The following is a 14,120-nucleotide window of genomic DNA, read 5'->3' as shown; positions in this document are numbered from 1 at the left end:
TCTCTCCATTTGCTTTGCGGTATATTTTACTTATTGCGTGGGCCCATTAAACCCAGTATTTCTCTATATTTTAAAACGGTGTAATTGATTAGAATCACTCACCATCTAATCCACGAATGCGCTTAATACTGCCCCAGTGTTTACAAGAGGGACAATGCCAATACAGGCTGTGGGAGGGAAAGCCGCATTCACTGCACCGGTAACCAGGTCGATACTTAATCTGCTGTTCAACCAGCTTCTCTAACATGGTTAAACTCGTTTTCGCTTGCCCCTCTTCAGCTTGCTGTACATGCATCTGCATTAAGTGCTGAAAGCTTTTCATCGTCGGATTACGATACAAGCCATCTAAAATTAGTTTCTCAGCTTCTTTGTGTTCGCCCTGCTCAATTAAGTTGTGGGCTAGATTGACCGCCACACTAGCGCCAGCTCCCTCAGAAAGCGCAAGGCGGAGATATTCGCAGTAACCTACTTGATCTCCTTTTTTAATAAAGGCCTGTTTCGCGGTAGATAATGCATCAGGAACTAGGTCAATATCAGCATCGATAAGCTTCGTGAGCATCTCAATACATTTGGCAAATTCACCTAACTCCAGATATTGCCTGGCGAGGGTAAGAAGCGCCCTAGCACAATTTGAGTCCAATTTAATGGCTGATTGTAGTAATTTTACTTGTTCACTACTCTCAGTTTCCTCATCGGCGAGTTCACAGTAAAAATGTGCAGTGTTGTGCTTAAAACACTGCTGACGCTTGCGTTTAAGCGTTTTAATGATGTTGATCGCCTTCTGCCAATCTTTCGTTATCTGGTAGATATCAATCAGATGCTCTTCAGCCACCTCACTGTGATCTTCCTGTTTGACCAGATTAAGAAATATCTCCTCAGCACGATCATAAAAGCCAGCGGCTTGATAATCCTTGCCTAGCTCCATCATGGCAATATCACGTTGCTCATTGCCAAGGCTAGGTCTTGCTATCAGGTTTTGATGAATGCGGATGGAGCGATCGACTTCACCACGTTTTCTGAACAAGGAGCCAAGGGAAAGGTGGGTATCTATGGTGTCATCATCGACATCGAGCATAGAGATAAAGAGATCAACCGCTTTATCAGACTCATTGGAAAGAAGGAAATTTAGACCAGTAAAATAATCCCGACTTAACTTTTTACGATCACTACTCTGCTTATGTCTGACACTTCGACGCCCCATGTACCAACCGTAACCTGCGGCAATGGGAAGTAACAGAAACAGTATTTCTAGCATATTAGGCGTCTACTTCCTGCACTGAAGTGGTATCGCTTGTTTGGCTCTCAAGCTGCTGATTTTTTTTATTCAGCGTACGAAGTGCAAGTTTAAGCTTTGCAATGTGGTACATAGCAAAGATCCAGCTAATAAGGAATCCGGCAAGAAAAACAACAGCCAACACAATAGGTAATCTGAACTCTCCCTGAGCGATGAAATAGCTAATTGTCACCACCTGCTCATTACGAGCACCGAATATGAGAGCCAGAAAGAAAAACAGTGCCACTAACACTGTAATGATAAAAGACTTCACGTTTCGCTCCACACATCCATTGATATCATATGATTATCTAAGAATTTGACTCAACTAGCTAGAGATTACTGAATTATAGGCATAAAAAAGCCTCCATTCGGAGGCTTTTGAAACTATGCTGATTAAACGTTTATCGCATCGACACGTTCGCGCAGTTCTTTACCTGGCTTAAAGTGCGGTACATATTTGCCATCCAGTTCAACTGAGGTTCCAGTTTTTGGATTACGGCCAGTACGCGGTGCACGGAAATGGAGAGAAAAGCTACCAAAGCCACGGATCTCTATGCGATCACCGCCTTCTAATGTTTGAGCCATCTGCTCTAACATCTCTTTAATTGCACTTTCCACTTCTTTAGCCGACAGCTGCGACTGCCTCATGGCGAGTTTTTCGATCAGTTCGGATTTGGTCATCCTATACCCTCTATTATCAAGCCCAACACAGTCACCTAACTGAGGTGCAAGCACCTCAGTACTTCAGGCGAATTACTTACGAGCCGCTTTGAATGCTTCAGCCATAGCTGAGCTCATTACGTCATCTTCTTGCTTGTTCAAGCTAGCCATAGCTTCTTTTTCATCAGCTTCGTCTTTCGCTTTGATAGACAGGCTAATTGTACGGTTCTTACGGTCAACACCCATGAACTTAGATTCAACAGCGTCGCCTACAGAGTAAACTGTAGATGCATCTTCGATACGCTCGCGAGAGATATCAGATACACGTAGGTAACCTTCAACAGTTTCAGCTAGTTCAATAGTAACGCCTTTAGCGTCTACTGCAGTCACTGTACCATTTACAATAGCACCTTTCTTCTTATCTGCAAGATAAGCATTGAACGGATCGTCTTCAGTTTGCTTAACGCCTAGGCTGATACGCTCGCGCTCTGGGTCAACAGAAAGAACAACTGCGTTGATCTCGTCGCCCTTCTTGTATTCAGCAACAGCTTCTTCGCCAGTACCGTTCCAAGAGATGTCAGAAAGGTGAACTAGACCGTCGATGCCGCCGTCTAGACCGATGAAGATACCGAAGTCAGTGATTGACTTGATCTTACCAGTAACCTTGTCGCCTTTAGCGAAACGATCTGCGAAGTCATCCCATGGGTTAACTTTACACTGCTTAAGACCAAGAGAGATACGACGACGCTCTTCATCGATGTCAAGAACTAGAACTTCAACTTCATCACCTAGGTTAACAACCTTAGATGGGTGGATGTTCTTGTTAGTCCAATCCATTTCAGAAACGTGAACAAGACCTTCAACGCCTTCTTCGATTTCAACGAAACAACCGTAGTCAGTTAGGTTAGTTACGCGACCAGTAAGCTTAGTGCTTTCTGGGTAACGCTTGCTGATTTCTAACCATGGATCTTCGCCAAGTTGCTTAAGACCTAGTGAAACACGAGTGCGCTCACGATCGTACTTAAGAACTTTAACGTTGATTTCATCACCAACATTTACGATTTCAGATGGGTGCTTAACGCGCTTCCAAGCCATATCTGTGATATGTAGAAGACCGTCAACGCCACCTAGGTCTACGAATGCACCGTAGTCAGTAAGGTTCTTAACGATACCTTTAACTGATTGACCTTCTTGTAGGTTCTCAAGAAGAGCATCACGCTCTGCACTGCTTTCAGATTCGATAACAGCACGACGAGAAACAACAACGTTGTTGCGCTTCTGGTCTAACTTGATAACTTTGAATTCTAGATCTTTGTTTTCTAGGTGAGCAGTATCGCGAACTGGGCGAACGTCAACTAGAGAACCAGGTAGGAATGCACGGATACCGTTTAATTCAACAGTGAAACCGCCTTTAACCTTACCATTGATGACACCGATTACAGTTTCAGCATCTTCGTACGCTTTTTCTAGAACGATCCAAGCTTCGTGACGCTTAGCTTTTTCGCGAGACAGTTGAGTCTCACCGAAGCCATCTTCAACAGAGTCAAGCGCTACGTCAACAGAATCACCAACAGCGATTTCTAGTTCGCCTTGAGCATTTTTGAACTGCTCAGCTGGGATTGGGCTCTCTGACTTAAGACCAGCGTCAACTAGTACAGTACCGTTTTCGATGCGTACAACGACACCAGTTACGATAGAACCAGGACGGAACTCAAGTTCATTAAGGGATTGTTCAAATAGATCAGCAAAAGATTCAGTCATGTTTAAGTTACTTTCTTTAATAAACCACGGACCATCCTGGACGTGGAGTCAGTAAAATAATTCGTATCTTCCATGTTACGAATAGTATAGCGTCAGCCGAAATTAGCTCACGCCAGATAAATTAGTTTCTATGTGCGCTAATGCAATATTAAGCACTTCTTCTATCCCGATTTGAGAGGTATCGATAACCAATGCATCCTCGGCAGGAACCAAAGGAGCAACGCTGCGGTTCATATCGCGGTCATCACGCTCTTTTATCTCAGTCAAAAGCTGATCGATATTAACATCGAAGCCCTTGTCCTGCAACTGATTATAGCGTCTTTGAGCCCTTTCTTCAGCCGATGCAGTTAAATAAAGTTTCACTGGCGCTTTAGAGAATACAACGGTCCCCATATCACGACCATCGGCAATCAAACCTGGTGCCTCACTAAATGCACGTTGGCGACGCAATAATGCTTCTCTTACTCTCGGGAATGCCGCGACTTTTGACGCAGCATTTGAACACTCTTGGCTGCGGATATCATTAGAGACATCTTCACCTTCTAGTACGACCTTAATACCTTTGCTACCGTTACCCGTAATAAACTGCACATCCAGGTGTGCGGCGAGTAAGGTAAGAGAATCTTCATTGTCCAGCTCTACATTATGATGAATTGCAGCTAAAGCTAAGACACGGTATATCGCACCACTGTCTAATAATTTCCAGCCTAAACGCTCGGCTAGTAGCTGGCTGATAGTACCCTTCCCAGCACCGCTAGGGCCGTCAATAGTGACAACAGGAGCCCGTTCTGACATAAATTTCTCCACAGTAAAATCTGTCTTCCCTAAGATTTTTAAATGAGTTAGCCACCTAAATTCGGTTACATTCGCATAACCGAGAAAATGAGCGCGCGTATTATAAACTATCTGATAACAGAAAGCGGCAAGTATTTATGATTAATACCAATCAGTATAAGAAGTTGATCTACTCAGAGTGTCTTTTGGCAAACTAATTCAAGGCGAATTGATGATAAAATGGTTGTTCCCTTGTGAATTCATTCAACGCAGAAGTAGACAGCCAAAAACACTCCTTACAGGCGAGTTTTAGCAGTGCTGATTCTGCGTTAACGAGCTTAACCGTAGAATCACTATGCTCAGCACTCGTTGCCTTGACTCTGCACCGCTAAACTCTCGCTGAGCGATCAAATCTTTATACTGATTGGTATAGATTAGAAAACAGGAGAGGTAAAAAGTTTCAGGCTAATTGCTATTAGCCTGAAACAGGATAGAGTGTTATGCAAGACTTTGAACTGTGCAGTTAACAGGCTAGTGCTGCAAACTGTTCAAAGTAATCAGGAAACGTCTTTGAGGTGCAGTCAGGATCGTTAATTGTGATACCGCAATCAGCAAAGGCTAGCATAGAGAAACACATGGCCATTCTGTGATCGTTATAAGTATCAATATTGGCAGTATGAGGTTTAGTCGGTGGTGTTACACTAATGTAATCATGTCCCTCATCGACTATCGCCCCTACTTTTCGAAGTTCAGTAGCCATGGCAGCAAGTCTGTCAGTCTCTTTAATGCGCCAGTTGTAGATATTGCGAATATGGGTGGTGCCGGTTGCAAAAAGTGCTGCAGTAGCAATAGTCATGGCAGCGTCGGGAATGTGGTTCATATCCAAGTCGACCGCGTTGAGTTTAGCTACACGGGATATGATGTAATCATCGCCCCACTCAATTTCTGCCCCCATCTTTTCGAGTACATCGGCAAACTTGACATCACCTTGAATACTCAGGCGTCCAACACCAGTCACTTTAACTTCACCGCCTTTAATCGCGCCAGCAGCAAGAAAGTATGATGCCGATGATGCATCACCTTCAACTAATACTTTACCTGGAGAAACGTAGCTTTGGCCTGATTTTATCTCAAAACGCTCATAATCATGATTAATCACTTTAACGCCAAACTGAGCCATCAACGCGAGTGTAATGTCGATATACGGTTTTGAGACTAGCTCACCTTTTATCTTAATGTTCACATCACCTTTAGCCAGTGGTGACACCATTAACAGTGCAGTGAGAAACTGACTAGATAGATCCCCTGCTATTTCAACGTCGCCGGCATTCAACCCCGTTGCATTGATGGTCAATGGTGGAAACCCTTCACTCTTAAGGTAGGTCACCTCAGCGCCTAGTTGGCGTAAGGCATCAACAAGATCGCCAATAGGACGCTCCTCCATACGAGGCTCACCTGTTAATATAAACTCCCCCTCACCTAGGGTTAGCGCTGCGCATAAGGGACGCATCGCCGTTCCAGCATTTCCTAGAAATAGTGTTTGTGCCACGTTTGAGTTGATTGGTGCACCCAATCCATCGAGTTCGCACACCGTTTTGTCCTCTGACAAACGGTAATTCACACCCAGTTGTTTCAGCGATGCCAGCATATAACGTATGTCATCTGAATCTAATAAGTTAGTTAGTGTCGTGGTGCCCTTGGCTAAGGTTGCAAGGAGGAGTGCGCGATTGGAGATACTCTTAGATCCAGGAATATTAACCGTACCCTGTACTTTGTTGATGGTCTCGAGACGTAGCTGCTTCATTAAATAACTTCTTTATTATTGCGGGACAAACAACCCACAGATTAACGATAGATGTTCATGGTAAACAGATTGCAAATATTGATACACAAGCACCATCACGACAAAATGGTGTTCTGCTTAACCGGTGTTTGAACTTCGTAGTATTAAATTTACTGATTGAGCGTCACTATTCAACACTTTTTTATGCTTTTATGGCCTTTATGGCTGTTTTTCTTTCAAAGGGGCCAATTCCACTAAAAAATCTTCAATTTTACCGCTGTAAATTTCTGTTTATTGAATTTAAAAGCAAACTTGCCAAGTTAAGTGGAAGAAAAACATGCCAGTAAAATAGTTTTATCATTTGAGCCGAACAGCTATTACTCTTGCAAGGATTTAAGTTACTCTAAAGTTATGGATAAAGACCAATCAGTCTAAGGCTACGCTAGCCATAAAAACGAGAATAAGGGTAATTAAGCTATGTTCGACACACTCACTGCTATGCCTGCAGATCCCATCTTAGGGTTAATGAATAAGTACCGTGAAGATCCCCGAGCTAATAAGGTCGACTTGGGTGTTGGCGTGTATAAAGATGAATTAGGCCACACCCCAATTTTAACCTGCGTTAAAAAAGCTGAGCAATATCGTATTGATACCGAGGAAACCAAAGTTTACATTGGCCCTACTGGTTCTGCTGACTTTAACACCTTGTTAAGTCAACTCGCGTTCGGCAATGATAACCCAGCATTATTGGCTAACCGAGTCCGCACAGTGTCTACTCCTGGTGGTACTGGTTCACTTCGTGTTGCGGCAGACTTTATCAAGCGAGCGAGTAGCAGTACTAAAAGTGGTGAAGCGGTCATTTGGGTTAGCGATCCAACATGGGCGAACCACACTGGTTTATTTGAAGCTGCTGGTGTCACCGTTAAAACCTACCCCTATTATGACTACGATACAAAAAGCCTGAAATTCGATGAGATGAAGGCAGCGCTATCGAATGTGGGCCCAGATGATGTTGTTCTGCTGCATGCTTGCTGTCATAACCCTAGCGGAATGGATTTGACCAAAGAGCAGTGGGATCAGATTATTGATCTAACGAAAGAGCAAGGCTTTACTCCTCTTATCGATATGGCTTATCAAGGCTTTGGAGATGGTGTTGATGAAGATGCTTATGGTGTACGTAAGATGGCAGCGACAGTCAATAATATGATTTTGTGCAGTTCATGCTCTAAAAACTTCGGCCTCTACCGTGAGCGAATTGGTGCCTGCTCAATCATAGGTAAAGATACAGCCTCGGTGAATATCGCCTTCTCAGTACTACTCTATGTTGTTCGTTGCATATACTCTATGCCGCCAGCACATGGCGCAGCGATTGTAGAAACTATCCTCGGCTCACAGGAACTTAAGCAAGAGTGGTTAGATGAGTTAACGGTAATGCGAGATCGCATCAATGGTAATCGTGCCATGTTAGTTAACAAGCTAAAAGAGAAAGGTGTCACGGACAATTTCGACTTTATTGCCCAGCAGAAAGGGATGTTCTCTTTCCTTGGGGTAAATCCACAGCAGGTTGCTCAGCTTCAGCAAGATTATGGGATCTATATGGTTGACTCCAGTCGTATTAGTATCGCAGGGATCGGCACTGGAAATGTTGACCACTTAGCGGAGTCGATAGCAAAAATACTCTAGAAGTTTGCGATGATAAGTTCCTAGGACCAGATCCTAGGAACTTTTTCAACTTTTAAGCTCTATTCTTGTTAGCAAAATCAGTCATAAACTCAACGAGCTTTTCAACCCCTTCAAGCGGCATCGCATTATAGATACTCGCCCGCATGCCACCTACACTTCGATGACCTTTTAATGCTACAAGACCGACCGCTTTGGCTTGCTTGATAAACTCATCATTAAGCGCTTCATCTTTAAGATAAAAGGTCACATTCATTACCGAGCGATTCTCCACAGCGACTCTATTTTCATAAAAATCACAGCTATCGATAAACTGATACAGAGTGCCTGCTTTGCGCTCATTAGCTTTCTGAACCTCACCCACACCGCCAGAGGATTTTAGCCATTTAAAGACTTCTGCGGCAAGATACCAAGCGAAAGTTGGAGGCGTGTTATACATGGAGCCATGTTTAACACCTAAACGATAATCCATGATTGAGGATTGCGGCAGTTGCGGCAGTTGTAACAGTTCATCTTTAACGATAACGATACTTAACCCAGACGGGCCAATGTTCTTTTGTGCACCGGCGTAGATTAAACCGTAACGACTCACATCTATCTCACGAGACATAATATTTGAGGACATATCCGCCACAATCGGCCAAGGCGAATCTAACTCTTCAAAAATTTCGATACCATCAACAGTCTCATTTGGACAGTAATGCAGATAGCGATAATCTTGATCTAGCTCTTTTAGATTAGGAATAGATACTCGGCTTGTAGCGCCATCTTTTTCAACGATATTGAGCGTATCTATCTGTGTTTCACCAGCAAGCTTTTTTGCCTCATCGACTGCAGCCGATGACCAGCTGCCATCAACCAAATAGAGCGCCTTTCCATTGTTGCCTAAAAAATTATTCACAACAGCAGAAAACTGGCCCCGTCCTCCCCCATGCATAAACAAAACATGGTAGTTAGATGGGATTGACATCAATTCACGCAAATCAATTTCAGCTTGTTCAGTTAAGGCTATAAACTCTTTACTACGGTGACTTATCTCCATCACCGAGGTTCCTAGTCCATTCCAATCAAGCAGCTCACTCTGAGCCTTTTCCATTACAGCTTGGGGTAACATCGCAGGACCTGCACAAAAATTGTATGTCGCGCTCACTTCTTTCTCCTTCAGGCTTATCGAACAATATAATGGTTTGCTCACTTATCGATACTGATTGATATTTGATAATCTCGATACAAGCATATTGTCATAGGGCTTATTAAGTTACCTAGATTATTTTCAAATAACTCAATACTTTTTATCGAACATCACAAATTGATAAGAGAGAAACAAAACGGGCGTCCATTTGGACGCCCGTTAATCTATTCCTTAACGCATGAAATAGTTATTCTGCAGGTTCTGCTTCTGGTGCATCATCTGCGTTAGGAGCTTCACCTTCAGGTGTTGCTTCTACAGCTTCATCTGCCACAGCTGGAATGATTGGGTTACCCTCTTCGTCAAGTTCAGGAGCCGGCTCCTGGATCTCATCGATACGTTGAAGACCAACTACTTTCTCATCTTCAGCGGTGCGGATTATCGTTACACCTTGAGTGTTACGACCAATGCTTGATACTCCTGTTGCAGGTGTACGTACCAAGGTTCCCTTGTTACTGATCAACATGATCTCATCATTTTCGCCAACTTGAACAGCGCCAACCACTGCGCCATTACGCTCACTGACCTTGATAGAAACCACGCCTTTAGTACCACGGCTCTTAGCTGGGTATTCAGCTAAGTCAGTACGCTTACCAAATCCGTTCTCAGTCACAGTTAAGATATCACCTTCGCCTTTAGGCACAATCAGTGAAACAACTTGCTGACCATCTTCTAGCTTGATACCACGTACACCTGTAGCAGTACGGCCCATGGCACGTAGTGCGATCATCTCTTCACCTGTTTCAGGATCTAATTTGACTTCACCAGTCTCAGAGTTACGGGCTTTCTCGTTAAATCTAACGACTTTACCTTCATTAGAGAACAACATGATGTCATTGCTACCATCGGTAATATCAACACCAATGAGCTGATCGCCATCTTTCAGGTTAACTGCAATGATGCCGTTTGCACGTGGGTTGCTGTATGCCGTCAATGCAGTCTTCTTCACGGTACCGTGAGAGGTCGCCATGATGATGTACTTATCTTCTGCATATTCACGTACTGGCAAGATTGCCGTAATACGCTCGCCTTCAGACAGTGGCAGAATATTTACAATTGGGCGACCACGAGCTGTACGGCTAGCTAATGGTAACTGGTAAACTTTCAGCCAGTACATCTTACCAAAATCAGAGAAACACAAAATCGTATCGTGAGTATTGGCAACCAATAGTTTCTCAACGAAATCTTCGTCTTTCACTTTTGTCGCCGCTTTACCCTTACCGCCACGACGTTGGGCTTGGTAATCAGTTAGCGCTTGATACTTGGCATAGCCAAGGTGAGAAAGTGTTACAACCACATCTTCTTCGTTAATTAAGTCTTCAAGACTCATATCAACTTCGTTCGCATTAATAACAGTACGACGTTCATCACCAAAGTTTTCAAGCACTTCTTGTAGCTCTTCGGTGATAACTTCCATCAAACGCACAGAGCTGCGAAGTATGTATAGCAGGGCTGCAATGATCTCAAGTAGCTCTTCATACTCTTTTAAGATCTTCTCATGCTCTAAGCCTGTTAGCTTGTGCAGACGTAGATCCAAAATGGCTTGTGCTTGCTGCTCAGTTAAGTAGTAACGACCATCACGGATCCCGTACTCTGGCTCTAACCACTCAGGACGTGCAGCATCATCACCCGCTTTTTCAAGCATGCTTTGTACATTGCCCAGCTCCCAACCTTCAGCAACAAGCTTAACTTTTGCTTCAGCTGGCGTTGGTGATGCTTTGATCAGGGCGATAATTGGATCAATGTTTGCCAATGCAATCGCAAGCGACTCAAGGATATGCGCACGTTCACGGGCTTTACGTAGCTCGAAAACAGTACGACGAGTGACCACTTCACGACGGTGAAGAATAAAGCACTCAAGCATCTCTTTAAGGTTGAACAACTTAGGCTGACCATTGGTCAATGCCACCATGTTGATACCAAAAGAGCTCTGCATCTGTGTTTGGGCGTATAGATTGTTAAGTACAACCTCACCCACTTCACCGCGCTTAATCTCAACAACAATACGCATACCATCTTTATCAGATTCGTCACGTAAGCCGCTGATACCTTCAATCTTTTTATCTTTAACTAACTCAGCGATCTTTTCAATCAGACGCGCCTTGTTTACCTGGTATGGGATCTCATGGACAATAATACGCTCGCGACCATTGTCTTCAATCTCCACTTCCGCTTTAGCACGCATTACTGCGCGGCCACGTCCAGTATGATATGCATCGATGATCCCTTTACGGCCATTGATAATACCAGCCGTTGGGAAGTCAGGACCTGGAATGTATTCCATTAACTCATTAATGGTTAAATCTGGGTTTTCAATCAGTGCTAAACAGCCCGAAACCACTTCGTTTAAGTTATGTGGCGGAATGTTCGTTGCCATACCAACCGCGATCCCTGAAGAACCATTAACTAATAAGGTTGGGATACGTGTTGGTAAAACAGCTGGAATAAACTCTGTACCATCATAGTTAGGTACATAATCGACCGTCTCTTTCTCGAGATCGGCGAGTAGCTGGTGAGCCACCTTATCCATACGAATTTCGGTATAACGCATCGCAGCTGCAGCGTCACCATCGACAGAACCAAAGTTACCTTGACCGTCGATAAGCGTGTAGCGCATAGAGAAAGGCTGCGCTAAACGTACGATAGTATCGTAAACAGCAGTATCACCATGTGGGTGATATTTACCGATAACGTCGCCGACAACACGAGCCGACTTTTTATAAGGTTTATTCCAATCGTTTTTAAGCTCACTCATCGCAAATAAAACGCGACGGTGTACTGGCTTTAAGCCATCACGAACATCTGGTAATGCTCGGCCTACGATCACGCTCATCGCGTAATCTAGATATGAATTCTTTAATTCGTCTTCAATATTAATTGGAGTTATAGATGAAGCCAGATCAGTCATAAACTGCTCGATCCCTTGAAATTTAGCCGACAACTCAACATCCGAAATGGAAAGCTGAAATCATCGAGCCTGAAAACGTGATTTGGCATTCTAACACAGTTATTTTTTGTCGCCAGACCCTATTTATCATTCCCCCTAAATAAGTATTAATCTACAAATTAGTTGACCAGAATCAAACAATGTTCGCTATTCAATCAATTGGTTAAAATATCACTCAATTCACCCACTATTGGCCTTTGTTTATTACTACCTATGGGTATAATGGCCACAATAACCCATGCCTTTATAGGTGATAGCGTGCAGCAAGATATGCAGAAAGAGATAAATGTTGATCCAAGTGAAATAGCGAAATTTGAAAAGATGGCAGCAACTTGGTGGGATCCTGAGGGTGAATTTAAGCCGCTGCACAGACTTAATCCACTGCGTTTGAACTATATCGATCAAACTTGTGGTGGTGTGTTTGGCAAGCGTGTCCTTGATGTCGGCTGTGGCGGTGGGATCTTATCAGAGAGCATGGCACGTATCGGTGCTAAGGTTGATGGACTCGATATGGGCGCTGAACCATTGGATGTTGCCAGATTACATGCATTAGAGGTGGGCGTTGAGATAAACTATATACAAGATACTGCCGAGTCGCACAGAGAAAGTCATAGAGAGAGTTATGATGTCATCACCTGTATGGAGATGTTAGAGCATGTACCTAGCCCTCGCTCTGTTATACAAGCCTGTGCAGATATGGTGAAACCTGGCGGTTATGTGTTTTTCTCAACGATTAACCGTAATCTGCGAGCCTATGTCGAAACGATACTGGGCGCAGAATATATCCTTAAGATGCTGCCAATCGGCACTCATGATCACAAAAAGTTTATCAAGCCATCGGAGCTTATCTCCCTTGCTGAACATGCTGAGCTATTTTGTGAAGACGCAACCGGTATTACCTTTAACCCATTAACTGATACCTTTAGCTACACAAAAAATGTCGACGTAAACTATATGATAGCGACGAAGAAGAGCGAAAGTTAATGGCCAGTCAGTCACAAGAGAAAAGCGGTTCCTCTATCAAAGCCGTGCTTTTTGATCTCGACGGTACCTTAGTGGATACCGCCCCGGATCTTGTTGCTGCTTTGAACCTGAGTTTAGCCCAGTTCAACTGCCCCCAAGTCAGTTTGGATAAGATGCGCCAAGTCGCTTCCGATGGCAGTTTAGCACTTGTAAAGGCTGCTCAACCTCATCTTAATGAAGATAAGCAGTTTGAGCTACAGCAGGGGCTACTGCGCCATTATACCCAGATAAATGGTCAGCATAGCCAACTGTTTGATGGGATCTCTGCATTACTTGCTTACCTTGATGAACACGCCATTCCCTATGGCATAGTCACCAATAAACCCGCTCGTTTTACTCGCCCACTTCTTGATGTATTAGGGCTTTCGATTTCAATGGGAACGGTTGTCAGCGGTGATAGCACTCTCTTCTCTAAACCTCATATAGCACCCATGTTACTCGCAGCGCAGCAGATAGATTGCCCTGCAGAGCAGATCCTCTACTTAGGAGATGCAGAGCGAGATCTGCTCGCGGCTGACAATGCAGGAATGCTAGGTGGCATTGCCATGTGGGGATACATAGGCTCAGATGCAACACCGCAAAACTGGCCAAGTAATTTTACTTTTCATTCTCCACAAGATGTGGTTGAGCTTCTGGCACAATTATCCAGCTAATCTATTTTTCTCTAGGTGATTTTTTGAGTCTAAGATCCAAAAGATCACCATTTGATCCAGCCAAATTTGTCACGACATCTTGCCGCTCAAAATTAAACCAACCCCTCTCAAAGCCACTAAAAATGGTCTTTAAAGGTAAGCCTTCGCTCACCCTTTTTTTTATCCTCAACTTATCCACAAGATTCCCCCACAAACTAAGCCAAAATCAGACTTGCAAAATTCCAAGAACCTCACTATCTTGTACCTTATAAATTTTAAGACACCATATATAGTGTGTAAGTAACAGTCAGAGACACTAGAGACCTTCTATTTTTTTAGATGAAAATTATCCTATTTTCGATGCTCTATTTGTTTGTTACATGGAATCTTAAGGC

The 14,120-nt window shown here is 43.6% G+C and carries 11 protein-coding genes; 3 read left to right on the top strand and 8 right to left on the bottom strand.

Features of this window, described 5'->3' with window-relative positions; translation table 11 throughout:
* Positions 1-94: 94 nt before the first annotated feature.
* The 6 genes from lapB to aroA all read right to left on the bottom strand — a co-directional run bounded on the left by lapB (position 95) and on the right by aroA (position 6,275).
* Entirely contained in the window at positions 95-1,255 is a 1,161-nt protein-coding gene (lapB, locus tag SWOO_RS11860) for a lipopolysaccharide assembly protein LapB (RefSeq protein ID WP_012324935.1), read from the bottom strand.
* 1 nt (position 1,256) lies between these two features.
* The gene (locus tag SWOO_RS11855; RefSeq protein WP_012324934.1) at positions 1,257-1,547 is read right to left on the bottom strand and encodes a LapA family protein; all 291 of its coding nucleotides are present in this window, start codon (positions 1,545-1,547) and stop codon (positions 1,257-1,259) included.
* Positions 1,548-1,669: 122 nt separating this feature from the next.
* Positions 1,670-1,957: an integration host factor subunit beta gene (ihfB, locus tag SWOO_RS11850; protein WP_012324933.1), complete on the bottom strand. Its 288-nt coding sequence runs from the start codon at positions 1,955-1,957 to the stop codon at positions 1,670-1,672.
* Between the two features lie 72 nt (positions 1,958-2,029).
* Positions 2,030-3,697 (bottom strand): 30S ribosomal protein S1, encoded by a 1,668-nt coding sequence (rpsA, locus tag SWOO_RS11845; protein WP_012324932.1) that lies wholly within the window; start codon positions 3,695-3,697, stop codon positions 2,030-2,032.
* A gap of 102 nt (positions 3,698-3,799) precedes the next feature.
* Positions 3,800-4,492, bottom strand: coding sequence for a (d)CMP kinase (gene cmk / locus SWOO_RS11840; RefSeq protein ID WP_012324931.1), 693 nt, complete (start codon positions 4,490-4,492; stop codon positions 3,800-3,802).
* A gap of 502 nt (positions 4,493-4,994) precedes the next feature.
* Positions 4,995-6,275 carry a 3-phosphoshikimate 1-carboxyvinyltransferase gene (gene aroA / locus SWOO_RS11835; RefSeq protein ID WP_012324930.1) on the bottom strand — a complete coding sequence of 427 codons (1,281 nt, stop codon included), beginning with the start codon at positions 6,273-6,275 and terminating at the stop codon, positions 4,995-4,997.
* A 456-nt stretch (positions 6,276-6,731) separates the two neighbouring features.
* Here aroA and SWOO_RS11830 point away from each other — a divergent pair, with 456 nt between their 5' ends.
* Positions 6,732-7,937 carry an amino acid aminotransferase gene (locus SWOO_RS11830; protein ID WP_012324929.1) on the top strand — a complete coding sequence of 402 codons (1,206 nt, stop codon included), beginning with the start codon at positions 6,732-6,734 and terminating at the stop codon, positions 7,935-7,937.
* A 52-nt stretch (positions 7,938-7,989) separates the two neighbouring features.
* Here the strand turns inward: SWOO_RS11830 and serC are convergent, their stop codons facing one another.
* Both serC and gyrA read right to left on the bottom strand, forming a co-directional pair.
* Positions 7,990-9,084, bottom strand: coding sequence for a 3-phosphoserine/phosphohydroxythreonine transaminase (gene serC, locus SWOO_RS11825; protein WP_012324928.1), 1,095 nt, complete (start codon positions 9,082-9,084; stop codon positions 7,990-7,992).
* A gap of 229 nt (positions 9,085-9,313) precedes the next feature.
* Complete coding sequence (gene gyrA, locus SWOO_RS11820; protein WP_012324927.1) at positions 9,314-12,031, bottom strand: DNA gyrase subunit A; 2,718 nt, start codon at positions 12,029-12,031, stop codon at positions 9,314-9,316.
* Between the two features lie 309 nt (positions 12,032-12,340).
* On the opposite strand from gyrA, the gene ubiG reads away from it, so the two are divergent.
* Both ubiG and SWOO_RS11810 read left to right on the top strand, forming a co-directional pair.
* Positions 12,341-13,054 carry a bifunctional 2-polyprenyl-6-hydroxyphenol methylase/3-demethylubiquinol 3-O-methyltransferase UbiG gene (gene ubiG / locus SWOO_RS11815; protein WP_041418124.1) on the top strand — a complete coding sequence of 238 codons (714 nt, stop codon included), beginning with the start codon at positions 12,341-12,343 and terminating at the stop codon, positions 13,052-13,054.
* On the top strand, positions 13,054-13,746 hold the full coding sequence (locus SWOO_RS11810) for an HAD family hydrolase (RefSeq protein ID WP_012324925.1): 693 nt from the start codon (positions 13,054-13,056) through the stop codon (positions 13,744-13,746). Before ubiG ends, SWOO_RS11810 begins: the two co-directional genes overlap by 1 nt.
* Positions 13,747-14,120: the final 374 nt, after the last annotated feature.

This window comes from Shewanella woodyi ATCC 51908, assembly GCF_000019525.1.
Classification (GTDB): Bacteria; Pseudomonadota; Gammaproteobacteria; order Enterobacterales; family Shewanellaceae; genus Shewanella; species Shewanella woodyi.
This window is presented reverse-complemented; position numbering and strand designations above follow the sequence as displayed.

What these genes read in the sequence shown, in the direction of transcription:
- rpsA (WP_012324932.1), bottom strand. Translation starts at nt 3,697, where the DNA reads ATGACTGAATCTTTTGCTGATCTATTTGAACAATCCCTTAATGAACTT.
- SWOO_RS11830 (WP_012324929.1), top strand. Translation starts at nt 6,732, where the DNA reads ATGTTCGACACACTCACTGCTATGCCTGCAGATCCCATCTTAGGGTTA.
- ubiG (WP_041418124.1), top strand. Translation starts at nt 12,341, where the DNA reads ATGCAGAAAGAGATAAATGTTGATCCAAGTGAAATAGCGAAATTTGAA.
- cmk (WP_012324931.1), bottom strand. Translation starts at nt 4,492, where the DNA reads ATGTCAGAACGGGCTCCTGTTGTCACTATTGACGGCCCTAGCGGTGCT.
- ihfB (WP_012324933.1), bottom strand. Translation starts at nt 1,957, where the DNA reads ATGACCAAATCCGAACTGATCGAAAAACTCGCCATGAGGCAGTCGCAG.
- lapB (WP_012324935.1), bottom strand. Translation starts at nt 1,255, where the DNA reads ATGCTAGAAATACTGTTTCTGTTACTTCCCATTGCCGCAGGTTACGGT.
- aroA (WP_012324930.1), bottom strand. Translation starts at nt 6,275, where the DNA reads ATGAAGCAGCTACGTCTCGAGACCATCAACAAAGTACAGGGTACGGTT.
- gyrA (WP_012324927.1), bottom strand. Translation starts at nt 12,031, where the DNA reads ATGACTGATCTGGCTTCATCTATAACTCCAATTAATATTGAAGACGAA.
- SWOO_RS11810 (WP_012324925.1), top strand. Translation starts at nt 13,054, where the DNA reads ATGGCCAGTCAGTCACAAGAGAAAAGCGGTTCCTCTATCAAAGCCGTG.